A 23,821-nucleotide genomic window follows, 5' to 3' on the forward strand; every position below is an offset into this window, starting at 1 on the left:
TCGCCCCCAAACTTCCCTGCATAGGTTTGGCAATCCTTGGGCGACAGCAAGAACTGCGCCCGGCTGCCGATAAACTACTGATGCGCTGCCCGGTCACAAAGTTGAGATTGATCAATTCAAACGCTGTAAACCAGAGCATGCTGTACCGAGCGGCGCGATTTCGATAATGGATGGTGATTCCCTCGATGGACTTCAAAGACTATTACAAGATTCTCGGCGTGGAGCCGACCGCGGACGATAAGGCGATCAAGGCCGCCTATCGGAAGCTGGCGCGCAAATACCATCCCGATGTCAGCAAGGAAAAGGACGCCGAGGCCAAGTTCAAGGATGCGTCGGAAGCCTATGAAGCGCTGAAAAGCGCCGACAAGCGCGCCGAATACGACGACTTGCGCAAATACGGTCACCACGGCCAGCCGTTCCAGGGCCCGCCGGGTTGGCAGAGTCGTGGTGGTTTCGGTGGCGGTGGTCAGGACACGGGCGATTTCTCGGACTTCTTCAGTTCGATCTTCGGCAACCGTGGTTCGGGTTTCGGTGGTGGTGGACGGTCGGGCCATAGCGCCGGGCGTCGAGGGCAAGACGTGGAAATGGAATTACCGGTTTTTCTGGAAGAAACCCTCTCGACCGAATCGAAGAAGGTCAGCTTCCAGGTGCCGCAGTACAACGCTGCCGGCCAGCATGTCAGCAACACCAGCAAAAGCCTGAACGTGAAGATCCCCGCCGGCGTGACCGACGGCGAGCGCATCCGCCTCAAGGGCCAGGGTGCTCCGGGCATCGGTGGCGGGGCCAATGGCGACTTGTACCTGACCATTCGTTTTGCGCCGCACCCCAAATTCGATGTCGAAGGCGAAAACCTGATCATCACCTTGCCACTGGCGCCGTGGGAACTGGCGCTGGGGACCGAAGTCGCGGTGCCGACCCTGACCGGCAAGATCAACCTCAAGGTGCCGGCCGGCAGCCAGAATGGCCAGCGCATGCGCGCCAAGGGCCACGGCCTGATGCACAAGGCCGGGCACCGTGGTTACCTGTTCGTGCAGCTCAAGGCGGTGATGCCGAAAAAACTCGACCATGACGTCAAGGCGTTGTGGGAGGAGTTGGCGAAAAAAGCCGCTTTCGATCCGCGAGAGAATTTTTGATTCCGAGATAAGGAGGAGCCCAATCATGAGCGACCCCGTGATCGTTCTATTGGACCTGGCAGAATTCTGTGAGGCGACCGAGTTGTCGGACGTGCATGTGATCGAGATAGTCGAACACGGCATCCTCGAACCACAGGGTACAGAGCCCAAGGATTGGCGTTTCACCGACTACGAACTGGTTTTGGCCAAGCGCGCCGCCAAGCTGCGGCGCGACCTGGAGCTGGAATGGGAAGGTGTCGCCCTGGCGCTGGACCTGCTTGACGAGGTCCAGCAACTGCGGGCCGAGAACCGCATGCTCAAGCAGCGGTTGGGGCGCTTGGTGATCGAATAGCTGTAAACACTAAACCTGTGGCGAGGGGGCTTGCCCCCGTTGGGTTGCGTAGCGACCCCAAGTCCGGTCATCGCGGCTCTTCAGGCTGACCGCATGCGCCGTTTTTACGATCGCTTCACGGTCGAACGGGGGCAGCCCCCTCGCCACAACGCGGTCTTGTGCCGTCACACCTTCCTGGGCAACACCACGGTAAACAGCGTGCCCTGCTCGGCGCTGGAGCTGACCTCGATCGTGCCTTCATGGGCATCAACCACTTCCTTGACGATGAACAGCCCCAGACCTAGGCTGGTGCTCGGTCCGCCGAGTTCTTCGTCGGCACTGCGTACCAACGGATCGAAGATCGTGCCGATCGCCTCGGGTGGAATCGGCGTACCGTCGTTGTGCACGGTTAGGCGAACGCTGTCCGTTTCACCCCTGAGGGTCAGTTTGACTGCGCGGTGATTCGAACCGTGTTGCAACGCATTGCCGAGCAGGTTCTGCAGCATTTGAGCGAGCCTTCGGCCATCCCATACACCCTGGGTATCGCCTTCGACGCTTAGTGTCGGATCGCATTGCGGATGAGCAGCGCAGGCTTGGGCAATCGCTTCGTGCGCCGTCTCAGCCAGGTCCATGGGTTCCGGTTCGATCGGCAGGCGCTTGCCCAGTCGGCTGCGGACCAGCTCCAGCAAATCGCCGACCATCACTGCCATGTGCCGCGCGCCCCGCTGGATATGGATTGCGCACGTCAGCGCGTCGCCTTCGAGAGCGGCTTTGCGCAGCAGCATTTCCGTGGACATGCTCACTGCTTGCAGCGGCGCGCGCAGGTCATGGCCGAGGATCGCCAGAAAGATGTCCCGGGAGCGATTGACCTGCTCGGCATAGGCTTCGGTGGATTCGGCCAGGGCTTCGTCGATGGCTTCGTTGAAACGGATCATGTCCTGGAAATAGGCAATGTCGGGGGCGTCCAGGCTGTTGACCCACAGGCGGATCACGCAGGCACGCAAATGGCGAAATTCGCTGGTCATCTGCACCAGGTCGAAACCCACGGTATGGCGTAGCTCGCCATGGCTGGCGCCCGCCTCGTCCAGGCTCGGGGTCTTATCCGGGCCTTCGCCCTTGGCTTTGGCCTGTTGCTCGCTGGCGGTTTGTGCGGTGGACATGTCTCGCGCGGCGGCCAGCAGAATTGCTTTGGCGTGATCACGCAAGGCTGCTTGATCCATATGCTCGGCCGCCGGGGCGATCGTTCTGGCGAACTGCTCCCATTCATCGACGATACGGTCCACGTGTTGCCTGATGAATTCGGATAAGCGCATGGCCGGTACCTGATTGGAAGTTCTTGGCATCTTAGCCCCTTTGCCAGCGGGTAAAAACTACCGCTGGCAAGGCGGATCAGGCTTGTGAACTTGCGGGTGGTATTTAATTGTTTTTTATATTCTCAAGTTCAGGGGTGTTGTTTGTTTTGTCGCTGTTTTCCAACAACTATTTGAGCTTTTGTTTTTGCCACTATTGAATAAGCTAGGCGTTCTGTTGATCGCATAGGGATACATGCGTAATGAATGAAATATCAGAAGGATCTGTGTCGGGCACTTCTCCAGAACTCGCTGTCGGCGAAAACATTTATCTGAATTATCTTGCAACCAAAGTTCCGGCCTTAATAAGGAAACCATCGGTATCAAGACTTGTATCAAATGTAAACCAACCACCCGATTTTCCCGAGTGGTACGTCAAGGCCAGCGCTATCGACCGTCAGTATCTGAAGGAACTCATTAGTGAGCGCTGGCGATTGCAAGACAATCTTGATGACGTCTTGGGGGATTTACAAAAGGACATCCATGCATTCGCTGAACCCTTGCTCATTCAAGCTCTGAAAGAAAAGCGGAACCTGGAACTGGATGTCCAGGCAACTACAGTACGGCTCTATATTCCAGCCCCGCTGGGTTTTGGCATCGATACCCAGGCCAGCCGGCTCAGGCAGTCCACCCTGATGGAGGCCGCGCTGCACAACTTCGAGGACGCTGACACCCGTGCAGGTGCCTTTCGCGACGGCTCCGGCATTTTCGTTACCGATGCCGAAGGTGCGCTGAAGCGCCATCCGTTGACCGTCGAAAGTTTCGCGAGTCTTTGCCGGGAACTGGATCTCGGTGCGCAGTATCAACGGCACATTACCGGGTTGCTGGACCCTGTCCGGGCTGATGCGAAGGCGTCCCTCGAGCAGCACTTCATCGGGACCGAAAAGGCTGCGCTCAATGAATCGGCATTAATTGCGTATTTGAAGGGCGATATCACCTCCACGGCATACGGGAAACTAAAGCAACTGCGGGATGATCAGGCAACTGTCTTGATGGGGCATCGCCCTTTGCAGTCTCATCGTTTGACACTGATGGGTGTGAAGTTAACCGGTGTTGTGCTGTTCAGTGCCGTGGCGGATCCAACACAAATAAAAAAACTTTACGACAGCCTGGTTCCGGTACATCAACGAACAATGATGGAGTGGTCGCGGCGATTGGCAATTTTGCCTGGGCAAGAGTTTGACCAGTTCAAACGACTCAAAGCCTTTTTTGCCAACGGCCCTAGCGGTGTTGTCGAGGAAATGCTGCGCAGGGAAGATGTTTATAAGCAAAGTCGGCTTGAAGGCCCGCTGATTGCCTATGTGCCCGATGACCCCGATCATCCCCTGAAAGAGTACGGCTCCTTCACGGATTTCATGAAGGAACTGACGAGTCAGCTGCGCTCCCCGGACTATCAACAATTCTTCAGCCGCTTCGTGCCGCAAAAAGACAAGGGCAGGTTTTTCACTCGCGTCAAAGAACGCTTTTCCACCTTCACCTGGCAACAGCGTGAACCTTTGAATATGGGGCCGTGGTGGCGGGAGACGGCGGTGGAGAACCCCGATGCGGAGCCGGTCACCAACGTGATCGATGGCTTGCTTTGGCCTGCGCTCGGTCGATGGCGGCGTGACAAGGCCATCGCGGATGCGCGACACATTGCCGTTCCCACTGACGATGAAGATGCCAACGCCCGTTGGGCGCGACTGAGCAGTTACGCGAGCATCGGCTGGAACGTATTCAACTTCGGCGCGATGCTGGTACCGGGTTTGGGAGAAGCCATGCTGGGCATCATGGTCGGACAAATGGTGCTCGAAACCATGGAGGGTATCGAGGACTGGAGCAAGGGAGACAAGGATGAAGCGGCGGCACTCCTGAGCAGTGTCCTGATCAATGCTGCCCAGCTGGCAATCATGGGGGCGGGGCATGTGCTACCGACGGGCGCGGCGGCAGCGGTCAAACCTTCGACTTTTGTCGACCAGTTGAAACCGGTCGTGCTTGACGATGGCAAGACCCGTTTATGGAATCCTGACTTGAGCCCTTACGAGCGTCAGGTCGATCTGGCTCCGGATTCAACGCTTAACGAGCGAGGCCTGCATCGGCATGACGATCAGGAGTTTCTGTCGCGTGACAGCAAATATTTCGCCGTACAAGACGATCCGCGGACGGGGCAATCGCGAATCCAGCATCCCGACCGACCGACGGCCTACAAGCCAAAACTTGAGCACAACAATTCCGGTACCTGGCACACCGAGTTCGACCGTCCCGTTGAATGGACCAAGGCCCAACTCATGCGACGCTTGGGGACAGTCGTCGATGCGTTCGATGATGCGATGCTTGAACACATCCGTATTGCCAGTGGTGTTGAAGAAGCGATGTTGCGTCGGCTGCATGTCGAAAACGAAGCGCCGCCAGCGTTGCTGATCGATGAGATCAACCGGTTCAAAACATGGATGGACACGGGAAAGCTGCCCGGAAATGGCCTGCCACGCTCAAGCAATGCCGGTGTGTTGGTGCTTCAGGATGCCTATGCCCAATTGCCCACCCGCATGGCCGAGGAACTGCTGAGCAACGCTGAACCCGCTGACTTGAAGGCGCTTGCCGAGCACAAGCGCATTGGGTTGCACTTGCGGCAACAGGTGCGAGCCGCTTTGCTGGAGTTGCGTCTGGCACGTGCCTATGAAGGACTTTTCCTTGACTCGCTGCATGCTTTGGACACAGAGAGGCTGGCGCTACACACCCTGGAGACCTTGCCAAACTGGCCGAGCGATGTGCGCATCGAAATTCGCGAACATTCACTGACTGGCCGTCTGCGCGACAGTGTAGGCCCTGAAGACGCGCCGGTGCGCAAAGTGCTGATCAGCACGGACGAGGGGTATGAAGCTCGGGATGCCGATGGTCAGCACCTGCATGGCGCCGATGATCTGTTTTCATCGGTATTGCACGCTCTGCCTGACGTTGAGCGCAGAGCACTGGGTTATGAGATCAGTCAGGGCGCGATGCTCAAGCGCACTGTTCAAAATGCACCATTGGCGCGGGACAAGCTGCGTCTGATGTTGGTTGAAAATCCTTTGCGCAAGCCCACCTACGACCCCGAGACAATGAAGCTGCGCGGTGGCATGCAGGCTTCTTCAGGCATTGAGCGACTCACCGGGCGACTGACACCACAGGAGCGGGTCAGGAGTGTGCGCCCGGGTTGGACGGAGGCCGAAGCTCAGGCTTATCTGGAGGCAGGCGATCAGAGTAGCCACCCAGAGCAGCGAGCAAGTGCACTTGAAGCCGAATTCAATCGCCTCAACGCCAATTTCCAGCGCTGGCTGGATTCGCCGACCGAGGCCTTCAGGTATAGCTCGGCCGGGAGGGCTGAGTGGCAGTCCAGAAACACACTGTACAAAGCCATTCGGCAGTGCTGGCAGCGAACCGGGTTACGCGATAGGGGGCCGCTCGGCAATCTGCGAGGCGATGTGCTCAACCTCGGAAGCATGCCACTGGGGCACCTTCTGCAGACGATGCCTGCCCTGGAAGGCAATTTTGCCCATGTCACCAGGCTCCATGTTTCCGGGACTGGGTTTGCCGATGCTCAGGTGTCGTTTCTCGATCATTTTCCCCGTTTGTGTTCGCTGGACATGAGCGACAACCAGCTCACACAACTTCCCCATGCGGTGGGGCGAGCACGGGGACTGACCGAGTTACGCCTCAGGAACAATCGAATCGAGTTGAATGCGCAGTCGAGGGCCGGTCTGAGGAATCTTTCCCGCCTTGAAACCCTGGACCTGCAAGGAAACCCGTTGAGGCAGGTTCCTGATATTGGCAGCATGCGCAATTTACATTCAGTGCTGCTTGCCAATACCGGTATTAGAACCTGGCCTGACGGGCTGTTTTCCCAGCCGCGGTATCGCCACTTTTACCTGGATTTGCGGCGTAACGAGCTGACCTATATTCCCATGGTCAGGCGTGGCTCCGTTGAAGCGGAGCTATTGGCTCGCACCCTCTTGAGTCGCGATGAGCAATGGTTGCCGAGTCGCACTCTGCAGACGCTCAGAGAGTACATCGAGTCTGTCGGCATGGACCCTGATCGCCCTTACCCGCCCCGTGGCGTTCGCGACAGTCTGGATTGGGAGGAAGGCCTGACGCGGCCCGAATGGGTCGCCAGGCAAGAGGTCTGGAACAGCATTGAGGATGAGTTCGGCTCGGTGCCCTTTTTTAATCAGATCAGGAAACTGACCGAATCTGTCCATTTCAAGAACGACAAGGTCTTCCGGGCGGATATGACGAGCAAACTGTGGCGAATGCTGGAAGCCATGTCCGAGGACAGCACGCTGCGGCGCAATCTTTTTGTCATGGGCCGGGACGAGGTCACTCGTTGTGTGGATGCCGGGGCGCAGTTGTTCAATGCAATGGGCGTAGAAGTGCTGATCCATGAAGCCTACGCATTGGCTAACCCTGGCCTTGTGGAGGTTGAACTGGTGCAGCTGGCCAGGGGCAAATCGCGGCTTGATGAGTTGAGCCGGATCGCTCACAAAGTGGTCGCCGAGCGTCTGGAGAATGGTGAGCAATTCAGGGATGTCGATGCAAACGGCCGAGTCTGGGGAAGCATCGATGAGGTCGAGGTTCACCTGGCTTACATGACGGATCTGGCGGAGCGACTGGACCTGCCGTGGCAGTCCCGTGACATGCAATTTCGCACGTACACCGGTGTTACTCCAGAGATGATCGAGAGTGCATATCGGCGGGTCCTGGAACTGGAAACCGGCGATTTGCTGCGTGATTCGATCATCGAACAGCCGTTCTGGGAAACGTATCTCCAGGGCTCGAATCGAAGCGCCTTCAAGGTCTTCAGGCGCCGAATCGATGCCACGACGGAGTTTTACATGGCGCTTGAAAAGAGGGCCACTGAACCGGACCTTTCGTCGCAGGCAAAGGCCGACCTGAAGCAGGAGCTCAGGGTACTCGCCGCAGAGTTGGGTAAGCCGGAAAGCGACATTGCCCCGGGACAGGTCATGACTGACGAGGCTTATGCCGCCGAGCTGAACCAGATCGATATCGAGAGGAAAGCGCTGCTTAAAACCCTGACCCAGCAGGCGATGGACCGGGCGAAACTGCAAAGGGCGGACATTGCCTTTATGAACGCACCAGCAACGGATTGACCTGAGAAACAGCTGACCCGGCACGAAGAATGACACCCCTCGTGCCGGGTTTATGCCTGACCGAATCTCAAAACAGGAAATAGCGCTGGGCCATCGGCAACACATCCGCTGGCTCGCACCAGAGCAAGACACCGTCGGCCTTAACCTGATAAGTCTGCGGGTCAACGTCAATGTTCGGCAGGTAATCGTTGTGAATCAAATCGGTTTTCTGCACATCGCGGCAGCCTTTGACCACCGCGATTTTCTTCTTCAGGCCCAGGGCTTCGGGCAAACCGGCTTCCTGTGCCGCCTGGCTGATAAAAGTCAGGCTGGTGGCGTGCAGCGAGCCGCCATAGCTGGCGAACATCGGGCGGTAGTGCACCGGTTGCGGCGTTGGAATAGACGCGTTGGCGTCACCCATCAGGCTGGCCGCAATGGCACCGCCCTTGAGGATCAGCGTTGGCTTTACCCCGAAAAACGCTGGACGCCAGAGCACCAGATCCGCCCACTTGCCCACTTCGACCGAGCCCACTTCATGACTGATGCCGTGGGTGATCGCCGGGTTGATCGTGTACTTGGCGATGTAGCGTTTGGCGCGGAAGTTGTCGTTGCCTTCGCCATCTCCCGGCAGCGCGCCGCGCTGTTTTTTCATCTTGTCAGCGGTCTGCCAGGTGCGCGTGATGACTTCGCCGACGCGGCCCATGGCCTGGCTGTCGGAGCTGATCATCGAGAACGCGCCGAGGTCGTGCAGGATGTCTTCGGCGGCGATGGTTTCGCGGCGGATGCGGCTTTCAGCGAAGGCCACGTCTTCGGCAATGCTCGGGTCCAGGTGGTGGCAGACCATCAGCATATCGAGGTGTTCGTCGATGGTGTTGCGGGTGAACGGCCGGGTCGGGTTGGTGGAACTCGGCAGCACATTGGCGAAACCGCAGGCCTTGATGATGTCCGGTGCGTGACCGCCACCGGCACCCTCGGTGTGATAGGTGTGGATGGTGCGGCCCTTGAAGGCGGCGAGGGTGGTTTCGACGAAGCCGGACTCGTTGAGGGTGTCGGTGTGAATCGCCACTTGCACGTCGTACTGATCAGCGACGCTCAGGCAGTTGTCGATGCTCGCGGGCGTGGTGCCCCAGTCTTCGTGCAACTTCAGGCCGATGGCGCCGGCCTTGACCTGTTCGATCAGCGGTTCCGGCAGGCTGGCGTTGCCCTTGCCGGTGAGGCCGATGTTCATCGGAAACGCATCGGCGGCCTGGAGCATGCGCGCCAGGTGCCATGGCCCTGACGTGCAGGTGGTGGCGTTGGTGCCGGTGGCCGGCCCCGTGCCGCCGCCGATCATGGTGGTGACGCCGCTCATCAGCGCTTCTTCGATCTGCTGCGGGCAGATGAAGTGGATGTGGGTGTCGATGCCGCCGGCGGTGAGGATCATGCCTTCACCGGCGATCACTTCAGTGCTGGCGCCGACCGCGATAGTGACGTTGGGCTGGATGTCCGGGTTGCCGGCCTTGCCGATGGCGGCGATGCGCCCGTCCTTGAGGCCGACGTCGGCCTTGACGATGCCCCAGTGGTCGATGATCAGCGCGTTGGTGATCAGGGTGTCGACCACCTCGGCGGCCAGCAGTTGGCTTTGGCCCTGGCCGTCGCGAATGACTTTGCCGCCGCCGAATTTCACTTCTTCGCCGTAGGTGGTGAAGTCCTGTTCCACTTCGATCCACAGTTCGGTGTCGGCCAGGCGGACCTTGTCACCAACGGTGGGGCCGAACATGTCGGCGTAGGCTTGTCTTGAGATTTTCATGCGCTTGCCTTGGGATTCAATTGGGTTTGAGACTGTTCGCTTCGCTCACAGATTCGCGGGCAAGCCTCGCTCCTACAGGGGGATGCGATTAATTGTAGGAGCGAGGCTTGCCCGCGAAGGGGCCGGTGCGGACAACGCATTACTTACAGGTCGCCCATAATCCTGCCGGCAAACCCGAACACCCGGCGATGCCCGGCCAGGTCCACCAGCTCGACCTCGCGGCTCTGCCCCGGTTCGAAGCGCACCGCGGTGCCGGCGGGGATGTTCAGGCGCATGCCACGGCTGGCGGCGCGGTCGAAGGTCAGCGCGTCGTTGGTTTCGAAGAAGTGATAATGCGAGCCGACCTGGATCGGCCGGTCGCCGCTGTTGGCCACCTTCAGGCTGACAGTGCGTCGGCCCACGTTAAGCTCGATGTCGCCGGGCTGGATCTGGTACTCACCGGGAATCATCACTGGGCTCCTTGGAGAATCTTGTAGTAGAGGGCGGTCGGTTTGTAGCGCCCGTGCGGGTCGCAGGCGTAGTCCGGAATTTCGCCGGCACGGGTGTAACCCAAGGCCTTGTAGAAGTCTTCGGCGGGGGAGCCGGCCTCGGTGTCGAGGTAGAGCATGCCGCGCTTGTGCTGGCGGGCCGTAAGCTCAAGGGCATTCATCAACTGCTGGCCCAGGCCGCGACGACGGGCGTGTTCACGCACCAGCAGTTTCTGCACTTCGGCGCGATTCAGCCCATTGGCTTTCTGGCACAGGTTCAGTTGCACACTGGCCTGCACCTGTTCGTCCTTGACCACCACCCACAGCAGCACGTTGCCTTTGTTCAGGTTGTCCTGGACTTCATCGAAATGGGCTCGGGCCTGGGTGGCGTCCAGATCCGCCATGAACCCGACGCTGGCGCCATAGCCGACGGCGTCGAGCAGCAGATCAATCAATCCCTGACGATAGTGCGCAAAGCTTTCAACATTGACGCGTCGCAGTTGGGCGGCGTTCATGGGGCATCACTCCTTGTGGGGATCGGGTGGCATTGCGCCCGGATCGAGGATCAGTTGCATGAAGGTCAGGTCCAGCCAGCGGCCGAACTTGGTACCCACCTGCGGCATTTGGCCGGTGACGACAAAACCGGCCCGATCGTGCAGCCGGATCGAGGCGCTATTACCGCTTTCGATGGCGGCGACCATCACGTGTTTGTTGCAGCCTTTGGCGCGCTCGATCAGCGCTGCCATCAGTTGCGGGCCGAGGCCATTGCCGCGTTGGTCGTTGCGCACGTACACCGAGTGCTCAACCGTGTGGCGGAACCCGTCGAACGGCCGCCAGTCACCGAATGAAGCGTAGCCGAGTACGTTGTCGTCGCCGTCGACGATCACCAGAATCGGATAGCCCTGGGCTTGCCGCGCGCTGAACCAGGCCTGGCGGTTGCCCAGGTCCACGGCCTGTTCGTTCCAGATCGCCGTGGTATTGAGCACCGCGTCGTTGTAGATGTCGCGGATCGCCGGCAGATCGGCGTGCAGCGCATCGCGGATGTGGTAAGTCATGGCGCAGCCTCAGGCGATCGGTTGGTGAACGGTGACCAGTTTGGTGCCGTCGGGAAACGTCGCTTCGACCTGGATCTCCGGGATCATTTCAGGGATGCCTTCCATCACTTGTTCGCGGCTGAGCAGGGTGGTGCCGTAGTGCATCAGCTCGGCTACGGTCTGGCCGTCACGCGCGCCTTCGAGCAGCGCCGCGGAAATGTAGGCCATGGCCTCCGGGTAATTGAGTTTCACGCCGCGAGCCAAACGCCGCTCGGCCACGAGGCCGGCGGTGAAGATCAGCAGCTTGTCTTTTTCGCGTGGGGTCAGGTCCATTGTTGGAATCCATCTGGGCAGATAAAAAAGAGTTGGATCTGCTTGCACAGATCCCCTGTGGGAGCGGGCTTGCCCGCGATGGGGCCATCACATCCAATAGAGATGTTGGCTGTAAGACCGCCATCGCGGGCAAGCCCGCTCCCACAGAAAAGCATTTCAGGTGCTCCATATTCGTGGCGGGACGGCTTCGCGGCCGAGCAATGCAGGCCGGAGCAAGCGCCATAAATCAATCAGCCAGCCCCGTGCCAACAGCGCCTCGCTGGCCAGGCACCGGGCGACCAACAGCCCCGGCAGCTGCGTCAGATCCCCGCGCACCTCATTGGGCAGCGAGCGGCACTTCTCCAGCAATTCACTATCAATCTCTCCGGTCACCAGCAACGTCGCAAACACCGGTTGCCCATCCAGCCCGATCGGCGAGTCCAGCAAACCGTCATCCCCGGCAATGCGCTGGCGTTCGTGCCAGAGCAACTGGCCGTCGCGGCGGATATCCAGGTGGGCCTGGAAGTGCCCGAGGTCGAAACGCTCGCCACTGGCCGGGCGACCCAGCGCCACCACGTCCCAGTAGAACAGCCGGGCATCGCCCTCAAGATCAATGCTCGTGCTGAGTTCAGCCTGAGCGGCACTGAAGATAATCGTCTCTTGCGGCAGCCACTCCAACGTAGCACCGGCGGCAACGCGCAAGTCGAGTTTCTGATAAGCCGGCCCGGCCGCGCGATACCACTTGGCAGCGCCGGGGCTGGTGATTTGCGCCCAGGCGTGCGTGCCGACGCTGGCCGAGATGTCCAGCCGATCACCGCCGGCAATCCCCCCCGGCGGGTGGACGATGATGTGCTGACAGACCTCGGGGCCTTCGGCATACAAGTGCTTCTGCACCCGCAGCGGGCCTTGATGACGGCGCTGCACCGGGCGGGTGCTGGCGCCGAAACGGGCGTAGCCCAGCTCCAGCTCGGCATGCCAGCTCGGGGTAAACAGCGCAGTGGGGAGAGGTAAATTCATATCGTCTAATTTATCGTCAGAAGGCTGCAGGTTAGATCGTAACCAGCCCACGCACACCTTCGGCTTCCATATTTTCGCCGCGACCTTGCTGCACGATCTCGCCCCGGGACATCACCAGGTACTGATCGGCCAGCTCGGCGGCGAAATCGTAGAACTGCTCCACCAGCAAAATCGCCATGTCGCCACGGGCTGCGAGCTTTTTGATCACTGCGCCGATTTCCTTGATCACCGACGGCTGGATGCCTTCGGTGGGCTCATCGAGAATCAGCAGCCGTGGACGACTGGCCAGTGCCCTGCCGATCGCCAGCTGCTGTTGCTGACCGCCGGACAAGTCACCGCCACGCCGTTGCTTCATTTGCAGCAGCACCGGGAACAGCTCGTAGATGAACGCCGGGACCTCTTTGGCTTCGGAACCCGGAAAGCGCGACAGGCCCATCAACAGGTTTTCTTCCACGGTCAATCGGCCGAAGATTTCCCGGCCCTGAGGCACGTAAGCGATACCGGCATGCACCCGTTGGTGCGGCTTGAACGTGGTGATCGGTTTACCTTCCCAGTTCACCGCGCCCTCCTTGGCCGGCAGCAAACCCATCAGGCATTTGAGCAAGGTGGTCTTGCCCACGCCGTTGCGCCCGAGCAGGCAGGTGACTTCGCCGACCTTCACCTCAAACGTCAGGCCCCGCAGGATGTGGCTACCGCCGTAGTACTGGTGCAGCTTGTCGACTTGCAGCATGTTCAAATTCCTTCTGTTCCACACAGAACCCTGTGGGAGCTGGCTTGCCTGCGATCGCGGTGTGTCTCTCAACAAAGATGTTGGATGTGCAGGCCTCATCGCGGGCAAGCCCGCTCCCACAGGTTCTTTATTTGCAGGTCTAGCGACCGAGGTACACCTCGATCACCCGCTCATTGTCCTGCACCTGCTCCAGCGACCCTTCGGCCAGCACGCTGCCCTGGTGCAACACGGTGACGTGGTCGGCGATCGAGCCGACGAAGCCCATGTCGTGTTCCACCACCATCAGCGAATGCTTGCCGGCCAGGCGCTTGAACAGCTCGGCGGTGAATTCGGTTTCGGCGTCGGTCATGCCCGCCACCGGCTCGTCGAGCAACAGCAGTTGCGGGTCTTGCATCAGCAGCATGCCGATTTCCAGAAACTGCTTCTGCCCATGGGACAACAATCCTGCCGGGCGATTGACCGAACTGGTCAGGCGAATGGTTTCCAGCACTTCGCTGATGCGATCTTTTTGTTCACCACTCAGGCGAGCCCGCAAGCTGGCCCACACCGACTTGTCGGTTTTCTGCGCCAGCTCCAGGTTTTCGAACACGCTCAGGGCTTCGAACACGGTTGGTTTCTGGAACTTGCGACCGATACCGGCCTGGGCGATTTGCACTTCGCTCATCTGCGTCAGGTCCAGGGTTTCACCGAACCAGGCCTTGCCGTGACTGGGGCGGGTCTTGCCGGTGATCACGTCCATCAGCGTGGTCTTGCCCGCGCCGTTGGGGCCGATGATGCAGCGCAATTCGCCGACGCCTATGTACAGGTTCAGATTGTTGAGGGCCTTGAAACCATCGAAGCTGACGCTGATGTCTTCCAGGGTCAGGATGGTGCCGTGACGTGTATTCAGGCCGGGGCCGACACGTTGGCCGAGGCCGATGGCGTCGCGGCTGCTGCCGGCGTCCTTGTTGGGCTGCGGTGGAAAAAAGGCCGGTTCGAGCATGAATTCAGCCGTTGCAGTGATCCTCATTGTTCGCCCCTTTTCTTCAGCAGACCGATCACACCCTTAGGCAGGTACAGCGTCACGACGATGAACAGCGCGCCGAGGAAGAACAGCCAGTATTCCGGAAACGCCACGGTGAACCAGCTCTTCATCCCGTTGACCACGCCGGCACCCAGCAGCGGGCCGATCAGCGTGCCGCGCCCCCCCAAGGCAACCCAGACCGCCGCTTCGATCGAGTTGGTCGGCGACATTTCGCTCGGGTTGATGATCCCGACTTGCGGCACATACAACGCCCCCGCCAAGCCACACAGCACCGCACTCAACACCCAGACAAACAGCTTGAAGCCGCGCGGGTCGTAGCCGCAAAACATCAGGCGGTTCTCGGCATCGCGCAACGCGGTCAATACCCGGCCGAACTTGCTTTGTGCCAGCCGCCAGCCGATGAACAAACTCGCCACCAGCAGCAGTACCGTGGCGAAAAACAACACTGCGCGAGTCCCAGGTTCCGTGATGCCAAACCCGAGAATGCTGCGGAAGTTGGTGAAGCCGTTGTTGCCGCCAAACCCGGTTTCGTTGCGGAAAAACAGCAGCATCCCGGCGAAGGTCAGGGCCTGGGTCATGATCGAGAAATACACGCCCTTGATCCGCGAGCGGAAGGCGAAGAAACCGAACACCAGCGCCAGCAATCCCGGCGCCAATACCACCAGGCACATGGCCCAGAGGAAGTTGTTGGTGCCGGTCCAGTACCACGGCAATTCGGTCCACGACAGGAACGTCATGAACGCCGGCAAGCCATCACCCGAGGCTTGGCGCATCAGGTACATGCCCATCGCATAACCGCCGAGGGCGAAGAACAGACCGTGACCGAGGGACAGGAGGCCGGCGTAACCCCAGACCAGATCAAGGGCGAGGGCGACGATGGCATAGCAAAGAATCTTGCCCACCAGGGTCAACGTGTAGGCCGAGACATGAAACGCACTGTCCGGCGACAACAACGACAGCAATGGCAACGCCAGTAGCAAAACGAGAATCACCGCGCCAACAGTGATGGTGACTTTGGGGCCGGCTTTTTTTGTCGCGGTAACGAGCAGAGGCTGGTTCATCAGTCGATCACCCGTCCTTTCAGTGCGAAGAGGCCTTGCGGACGTTTCTGGATGAACAGAATGATCAACGCGAGGATCAGGATCTTGCCGAGTACCGCACCGATCTGCGGTTCGAGAATCTTGTTGGCGATGCCCAGGCCGAATGCGGCCAACACGCTACCGGCCAATTGACCGACACCGCCGAGCACCACCACCAGGAATGAGTCGATGATGTAGCTCTGGCCGAGGTCCGGGCCGACGTTGCCGATCTGGCTGAGCGCCACACCACCGAGCCCTGCGATGCCCGAGCCTAAGCCGAAGGCGAGCATGTCCACACGCCCGGTGGGTACGCCGCAGCAGGCGGCCATGTTGCGGTTCTGGGTGACGGCGCGCACGTTCAAGCCAAGGCGCGTCTTGTTCAACAGCAGCCAGGTCAGCACCACCACAAACAAGGCAAACGCGATGATCACGATGCGGTTGTATGGCAGCACCAGGTTGGGCAACACCTGAATCCCGCCCGACAACCACGCCGGGTTGGCCACTTCGACGTTCTGCGCACCGAACACCAGACGCACCAACTGGATCAGCATCAGGCTGATGCCCCACGTGGCGAGCAGGGTTTCCAGCGGGCGGCCGTAGAGGTGGCGAATCACCGTGCGCTCCAGCGCCATGCCGATGGCGGCGGTAACGAAAAACGCCACCGGCAGCGCAATCAGCGGATAGAACTCGATGGCTTGTGGGGCGAAGCGCTGGAACATCAGCTGCACCACGTACGTCGAGTACGCGCCGAGCATCAACATCTCGCCGTGGGCCATGTTGATCACCCCGAGCAGGCCGAAGGTGATCGCCAAGCCCAATGCCGCGAGCAGCAGAATCGAACCCAGGGACATGCCACTGAAGGCCTGGCCGAGCATCTCACCGATCAGCAGTTTGCGTTTGACCTGGGCCAGGCTGGTTTCGGCGGCGGTGTGCACACTGGCGTCGGCTTCGACGCCGGGTTCGAGCAAGCCTTCGAGGCGGGTGCGGGCCAGCGGGTCGCCGGTTTCGCCGAGCAAACGCACGGCGGCGAGGCGCACGGTCGGGTCACTGTCGACCAGTTGCAGATTGGCCAACACCAGGCTCAGGGCGGCGTGAACGCTTTCGTCTTGTTCGTTAGCCAGTTGCTGGTCGAGGAATTTCAACTGCGCCGGTTTGGCGCTTTTCTGCAATTGCTGCGCGGCGGCCAGACGGGTTTTGGCATCGGCGGCGAGCAATTGGTGGCTGGCCAAAGCGGTGTCGATCAGACCCCGCAGGCGATTGTTCAGGCGCAGGGTTTTCGGTTGGCCATCGATGGTCAGCTCGCCTTGTTGCAGGGCGTTGATCAGTTCGATACGGGCCGGATCGGGCTGCGCGGCCCAGGTTTCCAGAAGCTTGGCTTGCTGCACGGGATTGGCCGCGACGAAGTCTTCGGCGTCGCCGGCGTGGGTGGCCATCGGCAGCAAAAGTGCGATGGCGAAAATGAGGCGGTAAAGGGCAGTGGGCATAGAAAGTCGCCTTGCGCGGACATTGTGGGAGCTGGCTTGCCTGCGATGCAGACGACTCGGTGCGTCTGATGCACCGAGGTGATGCCATCGCAGGCAAGCCAGCTCCCACAGGGATTTGTGTCGAGCCTGAATGAAGTGCCCAGGCCCGACACCCAGTGGCTTAGTTGCTCTTCACCGCATACTCCGGCTTCTTGTCGTTACCCGGGATGAACGGGCTCCACGGTTGGGCGCGGATCGGCCCTTCGGTCTGCCATACCACGTTGAACTGACCGTCGGCCTGAATCTCGCCGATCATCACTGGCTTGTGCAGGTGGTGGTTGGTCTTGTCCATGGTCAGGGTGTAGCCGGACGGTGCAGCAAAGGTCTGGCCGGCCAGGGCTTCGCGGACTTTGTCGACGTCGGTGGATTTGGCCTTCTCGGCGGCTTGCGCCCACATATGGATGCCAACGTAGGTGGCTTCCATCGGGTCGTTGGTCACCGCTTTGTCGGCGCCCGGCAGGTTGTGTTTCTTGGCGTAGGCTTTCCAGTCGGCGACGAATTTCTTGTTTTGCGGGTTCTCGACGGATTCGAAGTAGTTCCACGCCGCGAGGTTGCCCACCAGCGGTTTGGTGTCGATGCCGCGCAGTTCTTCTTCACCCACGGAGAACGCCACGACCGGTACGTCGGTGGCTTTCAGGCCCTGGTTGGCCAGCTCTTTATAGAACGGCACGTTGGAGTCGCCGTTGACGGTGGAGATGACCGCCGTCTTGCCACCGGCAGAGAATTTTTTGATGCTGGCCACGATGGTCTGGTAATCGCTGTGGCCGAATGGGGTGTAGACCTCTTCGATGTCTTTGTCCGCCACACCTTTGGAGTGCAGGAACGAGCGCAGGATCTTGTTGGTGGTGCGCGGGTAAACGTAGTCGGTGCCGAGCAGGAAGTAGCGCTTGGCGCTGCCACCTTCTTCGCTCATCAGGTATTCCACTGCCGGAATCGCCTGTTGGTTGGGCGCGGCGCCGGTGTAGAACACGTTCGGCGACATCTCTTCGCCTTCGTATTGCACCGGGTAGAACAGCAGGCCGTTGAGCTCTTCGAACACCGGCAGCACCGATTTACGCGACACCGAGGTCCAGCAACCGAACACCACCGCCACTTTGTCCTGGGTCAGCAACTGCCGGCCCTTTTCGGCGAACAGCGGCCAGTTCGATGCCGGGTCCACGACCACTGGTTCCAGCATCTTGCCGTTCACGCCACCCTTGGCGTTGATTTCGTCGATGGTCATCAACGCCATGTCTTTGAGCGAGGTTTCGGAGATCGCCATGGTCCCGGACAACGAATGCAGAATACCGACCTTGATGGTCTCGGCGGCCTGGACAGTCCAGGTCATGCCCATCGCGGCAATGCTTGCCGTGAGTGTGAAAGCCTTGATCAAACTGCGACGCTTCATTGTGCGATCTCCATGAACGTTAAAGTTTTTTATGGTTGGCAGATGCGGACGACTGAAGGCTGTTTTGCAAGGGCTGTGCCCGGTCGGGGACGGGCAAGGAAATGTCGTATTAGAGCGGTTACGGGGAGTGGGTGGCGCACCATGAAGGGACGCGTCTGGCGCGTTGGTGCGAGAAGGTGCGCCACATTGGGGCGCAGATATTGTCTCACTCCTGTAGGAGCGAAGCTTGCTCGCGAAGACGGCGGCACATCCAGCATCAATGTGTCTGCCCCACCGCTTTCGCGGGCAAGCCTCGCTCCTACAGTCTTGCGGTGTGTTGAAGGCTATGCGGGGTCGACGTTATCCAGCGCCCGGTTCACCGCCAGCTCCGCCAGCATGATGCTCTGTTGAATCGCCAGCACCGTGTAGCGCTGTGGGCCGGTCAGGGAGTTAGCGAAATCGCTGGCCAGGACACTCGCCGTGGCTAACGATTCGTAGGCGTGGGCCAGGAGGCTTTCGGTGTCCATATTCGGGGCGACCAAGAACATGGTGCTGGGACGGCGGGGTTTTTCGGTGTAGGGGGCCGGGGGATCGAGGTAGTAGTCGAGGGCGCGTTTGATGGCTTCGCGATCCTTGAGTAATTCTTCGTTGCGCGAGGCTTCGGCGTTGGTGGTGGTGTTGAAGGGTGGGTCAGGAATTAATTTGTCCATTGAAAAATTTCTCCAGCGTTGGAGCCTCCACTTGCCGCTTCTCACACGGGAAGAGGTGGCAGCTATGTGCGAGGTGAGAAGACCGGTTATGGACACCCGGCCGGACCGAAGTCCGCCCGCACACAGCCGCCATAACACATTTGCAGGCAGCTAATAAGCTGGCGGCAATTATGCGTGTACAGACACTGGATGACCATAAGTTGCCGGGCTTCTCACACCCGATCGCTGAGTTGTCAGCGACAGCCCAAGACTAGAGGGCTCGCGTCCGACGAACAACCTGAAAAAGGCGTGGGAAAGTTCCCTGTTTTGACACATCCGTTAAACATTCAAAAGCGGAACGCGGAGCGTCCCTGGCGGCATTCCCACGCGGGAGCGTGGGAACGATCAATCCCCAAATTTGTGTACGACACAAATCCTGTGGAAGCGGGCTTGCCCGCGATAGCGGAGGGTCAGTCACGGTGATGTTGAATGTGCCGCCGTCATCGCAGGCAAGCCAGCTCCCACAGATGCAGTGGTTCTTTTGGAAATTAGCGGCGGCGCATCAGGCCGATGAAGAACAGCCCGCCAATCGCGGCGGTGGCGACGCCGATGGGCAGGTCTTCCGGGGCGATCAGGGTGCGTGCGGCTACGTCGACCCAGACCAGGAACAGGCTGCCCAACAACACGCACACCGGCAGTAACCGTCGATGCTCGGCCCCCACCAACCGTCGTGCAATGTGCGGCACCATCAACCCGACAAAACCAATCGAGCCGCTGATGGACACCAGCACCCCGGTCATCAATGAGGCGATCAAAAACACCCGCAAGCGCACGGTGCGGGCATTGAGGCCCAGGGTCACGGCGGTCTGTTCACCGGCCATCAACGCATTCAACGGCCGGGCCATGCCCAGCAGCAACACCAACCCGAGCAACACACTCGCGGCGGGCACGGCGAGCAATTCCCAGCGCGCCAGCCCGAGGCCGCCGAGCATCCAGAACATCACCGCCGAACTGGCGCGATGGTCGCCCAGAAACAGCAGCAGGTTGGCGATTGCCATCATCACGAATGACACCGCGACACCGCACAGCAGCAGCCGATCACTGTCCAGCCGCCCATGACGGTTGGCGATCATCAGCACGACCAGCATGCTCAGCAGCGCGCCGATAAACGCCGCGATGGGCAAGGTCAGCAGGCCGACGATCTCACCGACATGCAGCACCACAATCACCGCGCCGAGGGTCGCGCCGGAGGTCACGCCCAACAAGTGCGGATCAGCCAATGGATTGCGCGTCACCGCTTGCAGCACCGCGCCGATCAACGCCAGGCCGGCGCCCACCAGCGCGCCGAGCAACATGCGCGGCACGCGGATCAGCCAGACGATGTGTTCCTGGCCGGCCGTCCAGTTCTGCTCGCCAACACCGAACGCCTTATGCAGCAGAATCCGCCACACCACGTCCACCGGCACCCGCGCCGGGCCAAAACCCAGCGACACCACACACGACATCAGCAACAGCACGCCGAGGCCGATCAGCAACAAGGCATAGCGACGGTCGATCATTCGCCGTGGAAACCCTTGGCCAGGGTTTCGACCGCCAGCACGTTGTCGATCCCCGGCGTGGCCTGCACGTAAGGAATGACGATGAAGCGCTGGTTCTTGATCGCGTCCACCGATTGCAGGGCCTGGTTATTCAGCAAAAACTGCTCCTTCTGTTCGGCGGTGACTTCGCCATAATCGACGATCACGATCACCTGCGGATTACGTTCGACCACATTCTCCCAGTTGACCCGGGTCCAGCTCGCCTCGACGTCGTCGAGAATGTTGCGCCCGCCGGCCGCGTCGATCAGCGCCTGCGGCATGCCCAGGCGCCCGGAGGTCATGGCCCGGTCTTCACCGCTGTCGTAGAGAAATACCCGAGGCTTGTCCGCTGGCAGATCCTGGCGCACCTCGGCGACTTGCGCCTGCATCCGGGCGATCACGGCGTTGGCGCGGTCCTGCACGTCGAAGATTTTCCCGAGGTTGCGCAGGTCGTTGTAGGTGTCTTCCAGACTGGCCGGCGGGCGCTTCATCACGAACGCGCAGGATTCGGTCAACTCATAGACATTGATGCCCAGCGGTTGCAGGGTTTGCGGCGTGAGGTCACCACCGACGCGCATGCCGTAATCCCAACCGGCGAAGAAGAAATCGACGTTGGCGTTTCCACCGACGGGTACTTGGCCGCCAGTTCCGGTAAACCGTCGAGGATGGTCTGCATTTGGGGCGTCACCGATTTCCATCCGGTCACGCCGCTGTAGCCGGCCATCCTGGGCTTGAGACCGAGGGCGAGCATCATCTGAGTCATGTTGATGTCGTGGCTGACCGCGTGTTTCGGCGCTTGCTTGAAGGTGACTTCGCGGTTGCAACTCTGGACAGTCAGCGGGTATTTCGTGGCCTCGGCGAAGGCATGGGCACTGCCCAGCAACAACGCGATGCAAAGCAGGGAACGCAATGTCATGGTTGGGTTATCCAGGTGATTCGAGGGTAGCCGTGCAAGGGATGGTCATCGATCAGGGCATCGACGCCGAACACGTTGTGCAAAAGGTGTGTGGTCAGGACTTCTTTGGGGGTGCCGCAGGCCACGATGCGACCGTGATGGATCACGTACAGCCGATCGCAGAAGGCCGCCGCCAGATTGAGGTCGTGGATGCTCGCCAGCGTGCCGATCTGCAGGCGTTTGACCAGCTGCAGCAGTTCCAGTTGATAGCGCGGGTCGAGGTGGTTGGTCGGTTCGTCGAGGATCAGCAATTGCGGTTGCTGGGCCAGGGCGCGGGCGAGGATCACGCGCTGCTTTTCACCGCCGGACAGGGTGGCGAAGGCGTGGTCTTCGAAGCCCTTGAGGCCGACCGATTCCAGGGCGTGGGCCGCGAGGTTGCGGTCGTGCACGGTGTCGCCGTCGAACAGTCCTTTGTGCGGCGTGCGGCCCATGGCGACCACTTCATCGACGGTCAGGCCGAAGGCGTCGGGAAATTCCTGCAACACCACGGCGATGCGTTGCGCACACCAGCGTGAAGATTGCTTCCAGACGTTGTGATGGTCGAGTTTTACCTCACCGCTCTCGGGTTTGCTGAAGCGATAAGCGCACCGCAGCAGGCTGGTCTTACCGCTGCCGTTGGGGCCGATCAAGCCAACGAACTCACCGGCGGCCACGTGCAAGGAGGCGTCACGCAGCTGGAACTGGTGATGGCAGTGGCCGTGGCCCAGGGGTGTCCAGGCGAGGTTGGTGAGGTTCAGCGAAGTCATTTCATTCCTGATGATCGTTCAAGCCAGCACACACCGGTGGCGAGGGAGCTTGCTCCCGCTCGGCTGCGCAGCAGTCGTAAAACCCTACAACGCGGTATACCCTCAGAAACCGCGGCGTCAGGTTTGGGGTCGCTGCGCAACCCAGCGGGAGCAAGCTCCCTCGCCACAAAAGCTTGGCGGGCCCGCATTGTATTGGCTTTACGCGTACGCGTATCTCGCCTGTTTCATGATGAAGCTGAAGTGGATTCAATTTGCCGGCCCAAGCGCGACAGCAGCCCCCAATCCAGTAGCCACACAACCACCAGCGAAGCCCCCACCAACGGAAACATCACCGCCAGGGCGAACATGATGACCATTGCGGTTTTCCATTTCGGCAGGTCGTGACGCAACGGTGGCACACCGAACTTGCCCTGTGGCCGACGCTTCCACCAGATCACCACGCCGCTGACGGCGCTGAGCAAAATCATCAGGCAGATCAGCAGCACGATGATCTGATTGAACGGGCCGAACATCTTGCCTTCGTGCAGCATCACGCCGACTTCCGTGGCGCGGGCGACGTTGCTGTAATGCTGCCAGCGCACGTCGGCGAGGACGTCGCCGGTGTACTGGTCGACGTGCAGGGTGGCATCGTTGCGCGGGTCATCGGCGAACACCGCGATGGTGAACACACCGGTCGCGGTGGTCGGGAAGGTAATGCTGTAGCCAGGCTCGACCTTGCGCTGCACAGCGATGTTTTGTACGTCTTGCAGGCTGATGGTCGGTGCCGCCGGGCCGGCTTGCGTGCTGGCGTGAGCCATGTGTTCGGCATGGTCGCCAGACATTGGCATCGGCGTGTTTTCCATGGCCCACGGCACGGTCTGGCGTGTGGCGCTGTTGAGGCTGCGGGCCTCGACGTCGGACTTGGGCACGTCATTCCACATGGCGACCGGAAAGCGGTTCCAGAGGTCGGCGTATTGCTTGCCCCAGAAGCCGGTCCAGGTCATGCCGCTGAGCAGCATCACCAGCAAAAACGCCGCGCCCCAGAAGCCAGTCACTGCGTGCAGATCACGCCACAGCACGCGGCCGCGACTGTTCAAACGCGGCCAGAGAATGCCGGCTCGCTGGCCACGCGGCCACCACAAAAACACCCCGGAGACCACCAACACCACACCCCATCCGGCGGCCAGCTCCACCAGCCGATCACCGACGGTGCCGATCATCAACTCGCCGTGAATCGAGCGTGCGAGCGCCTGCAGATTGTTCTTCGCATCCTGCTCGCCGAGGATGTCGCCGTGGTACGGATCGATGAATACGTTCAGTTCATGACCTTCATTGATCACCACAAATTGCGCGCTGCGTTCAGCGTTGACCGGCGGCAGGTATTGTTTGATCCGGGCTTGTGGATACGCCTCTTTCACCCGTTTGAGCAGGTCGTCGGCGGCCACGCTGTGATGACCGGCCGGGATGTTCATCAGGCTGCCGTACATCAATGGATCGAGTTGCGGTTTGAACAGGTAGACGATGCCGGTCAGGGCCAGCATCACCATGAACGGCGCGACGAACAGACCGGCATAGAAATGCCAGCGCCAGGCCAGGTTGTAGAAATTCGGTTTGGGCTGTTTCATTCGTGTGCTCCGCTA

19 protein-coding genes and 1 pseudogene are annotated in these 23,821 nt (G+C 60.2%); 3 read left to right on the top strand and 17 right to left on the bottom strand.

What is annotated here, in order from left to right; genetic code table 11:
- The first annotated feature begins 185 nt into the window (after positions 1–185).
- Positions 186–1,133 carry a DnaJ C-terminal domain-containing protein gene (locus AC30D7_RS07770; protein WP_018928458.1) on the top strand — a complete coding sequence of 316 codons (948 nt, stop codon included), beginning with the start codon at positions 186–188 and terminating at the stop codon, positions 1,131–1,133.
- Positions 1,134–1,158: 25 nt separating this feature from the next.
- On the top strand, positions 1,159–1,464 hold the full coding sequence (locus AC30D7_RS07775; RefSeq protein WP_018928457.1) for a chaperone modulator CbpM: 306 nt from the start codon (positions 1,159–1,161) through the stop codon (positions 1,462–1,464).
- Between the two features lie 164 nt (positions 1,465–1,628).
- Here the strand turns inward: AC30D7_RS07775 and AC30D7_RS07780 are convergent, their stop codons facing one another.
- The gene (locus tag AC30D7_RS07780; RefSeq protein ID WP_490133633.1) at positions 1,629–2,756 is read right to left on the bottom strand and encodes a sensor histidine kinase; all 1,128 of its coding nucleotides are present in this window, start codon (positions 2,754–2,756) and stop codon (positions 1,629–1,631) included.
- Positions 2,757–2,995: 239 nt separating this feature from the next.
- On the opposite strand from AC30D7_RS07780, the gene AC30D7_RS07785 reads away from it, so the two are divergent.
- Positions 2,996–7,915 carry a dermonecrotic toxin domain-containing protein gene (locus AC30D7_RS07785; RefSeq protein WP_490133634.1) on the top strand — a complete coding sequence of 1,640 codons (4,920 nt, stop codon included), beginning with the start codon at positions 2,996–2,998 and terminating at the stop codon, positions 7,913–7,915.
- Positions 7,916–7,982: 67 nt separating this feature from the next.
- Here the strand turns inward: AC30D7_RS07785 and ureC are convergent, their stop codons facing one another.
- The 16 genes and pseudogenes from ureC to AC30D7_RS07865 form a co-directional block, all read right to left on the bottom strand.
- The gene (gene ureC, locus AC30D7_RS07790; RefSeq protein ID WP_490133635.1) at positions 7,983–9,683 is read right to left on the bottom strand and encodes an urease subunit alpha; all 1,701 of its coding nucleotides are present in this window, start codon (positions 9,681–9,683) and stop codon (positions 7,983–7,985) included.
- A 143-nt stretch (positions 9,684–9,826) separates the two neighbouring features.
- Positions 9,827–10,132 (bottom strand): urease subunit beta, encoded by a 306-nt coding sequence (locus AC30D7_RS07795; RefSeq protein ID WP_008146494.1) that lies wholly within the window; start codon positions 10,130–10,132, stop codon positions 9,827–9,829.
- The gene (locus AC30D7_RS07800; RefSeq protein ID WP_490133636.1) at positions 10,132–10,665 is read right to left on the bottom strand and encodes a GNAT family N-acetyltransferase; all 534 of its coding nucleotides are present in this window, start codon (positions 10,663–10,665) and stop codon (positions 10,132–10,134) included. Before AC30D7_RS07800 ends, AC30D7_RS07795 begins: the two co-directional genes overlap by 1 nt.
- A gap of 6 nt (positions 10,666–10,671) precedes the next feature.
- Positions 10,672–11,205 (bottom strand): GNAT family N-acetyltransferase, encoded by a 534-nt coding sequence (locus AC30D7_RS07805; RefSeq protein ID WP_018928451.1) that lies wholly within the window; start codon positions 11,203–11,205, stop codon positions 10,672–10,674.
- A 9-nt stretch (positions 11,206–11,214) separates the two neighbouring features.
- Positions 11,215–11,517 carry an urease subunit gamma gene (gene ureA / locus AC30D7_RS07810; protein ID WP_007937143.1) on the bottom strand — a complete coding sequence of 101 codons (303 nt, stop codon included), beginning with the start codon at positions 11,515–11,517 and terminating at the stop codon, positions 11,215–11,217.
- 156 nt (positions 11,518–11,673) lie between these two features.
- A complete protein-coding gene (locus tag AC30D7_RS07815; RefSeq protein ID WP_490133637.1) occupies positions 11,674–12,513 on the bottom strand; it encodes an urease accessory protein UreD in 840 nt (279 codons plus the stop codon).
- Between the two features lie 31 nt (positions 12,514–12,544).
- Positions 12,545–13,243: an urea ABC transporter ATP-binding subunit UrtE gene (urtE, locus tag AC30D7_RS07820; RefSeq protein WP_019582243.1), complete on the bottom strand. Its 699-nt coding sequence runs from the start codon at positions 13,241–13,243 to the stop codon at positions 12,545–12,547.
- Between the two features lie 139 nt (positions 13,244–13,382).
- Entirely contained in the window at positions 13,383–14,252 is an 870-nt protein-coding gene (gene urtD / locus AC30D7_RS07825; RefSeq protein WP_018928448.1) for an urea ABC transporter ATP-binding protein UrtD, read from the bottom strand.
- Positions 14,249–15,328: an urea ABC transporter permease subunit UrtC gene (gene urtC / locus AC30D7_RS07830; RefSeq protein ID WP_490133638.1), complete on the bottom strand. Its 1,080-nt coding sequence runs from the start codon at positions 15,326–15,328 to the stop codon at positions 14,249–14,251. Before urtC ends, urtD begins: the two co-directional genes overlap by 4 nt.
- Positions 15,328–16,830 carry an urea ABC transporter permease subunit UrtB gene (urtB, locus tag AC30D7_RS07835; protein ID WP_490133639.1) on the bottom strand — a complete coding sequence of 501 codons (1,503 nt, stop codon included), beginning with the start codon at positions 16,828–16,830 and terminating at the stop codon, positions 15,328–15,330. The genes urtC and urtB overlap by 1 nt, the downstream gene beginning before the upstream one ends.
- Before the next feature lie 160 nt (positions 16,831–16,990).
- On the bottom strand, positions 16,991–18,256 hold the full coding sequence (gene urtA / locus AC30D7_RS07840) for an urea ABC transporter substrate-binding protein (protein ID WP_019582247.1): 1,266 nt from the start codon (positions 18,254–18,256) through the stop codon (positions 16,991–16,993).
- A gap of 323 nt (positions 18,257–18,579) precedes the next feature.
- Positions 18,580–18,945, bottom strand: a complete 366-nt coding sequence (locus AC30D7_RS07845; protein WP_490133640.1) for a DUF6124 family protein — start codon at positions 18,943–18,945, stop codon at positions 18,580–18,582.
- 527 nt (positions 18,946–19,472) lie between these two features.
- Entirely contained in the window at positions 19,473–20,483 is a 1,011-nt protein-coding gene (locus AC30D7_RS07850) for a FecCD family ABC transporter permease (protein WP_086944057.1), read from the bottom strand.
- Positions 20,480–21,417, bottom strand: a pseudogene (locus tag AC30D7_RS07855) (ABC transporter substrate-binding protein). Before AC30D7_RS07855 ends, AC30D7_RS07850 begins: the two are co-directional and overlap by 4 nt.
- Positions 21,414–22,202, bottom strand: coding sequence for an ABC transporter ATP-binding protein (locus AC30D7_RS07860; protein WP_490133641.1), 789 nt, complete (start codon positions 22,200–22,202; stop codon positions 21,414–21,416). Before AC30D7_RS07860 ends, AC30D7_RS07855 begins: the two are co-directional and overlap by 4 nt.
- 224 nt (positions 22,203–22,426) lie before the next feature.
- Positions 22,427–23,806 carry a PepSY-associated TM helix domain-containing protein gene (locus AC30D7_RS07865; RefSeq protein ID WP_490133642.1) on the bottom strand — a complete coding sequence of 460 codons (1,380 nt, stop codon included), beginning with the start codon at positions 23,804–23,806 and terminating at the stop codon, positions 22,427–22,429.
- Between the last annotated feature and the right edge of the window lie 15 nt (positions 23,807–23,821).

This window comes from Pseudomonas sp. DF5 (genome assembly GCF_058148225.1).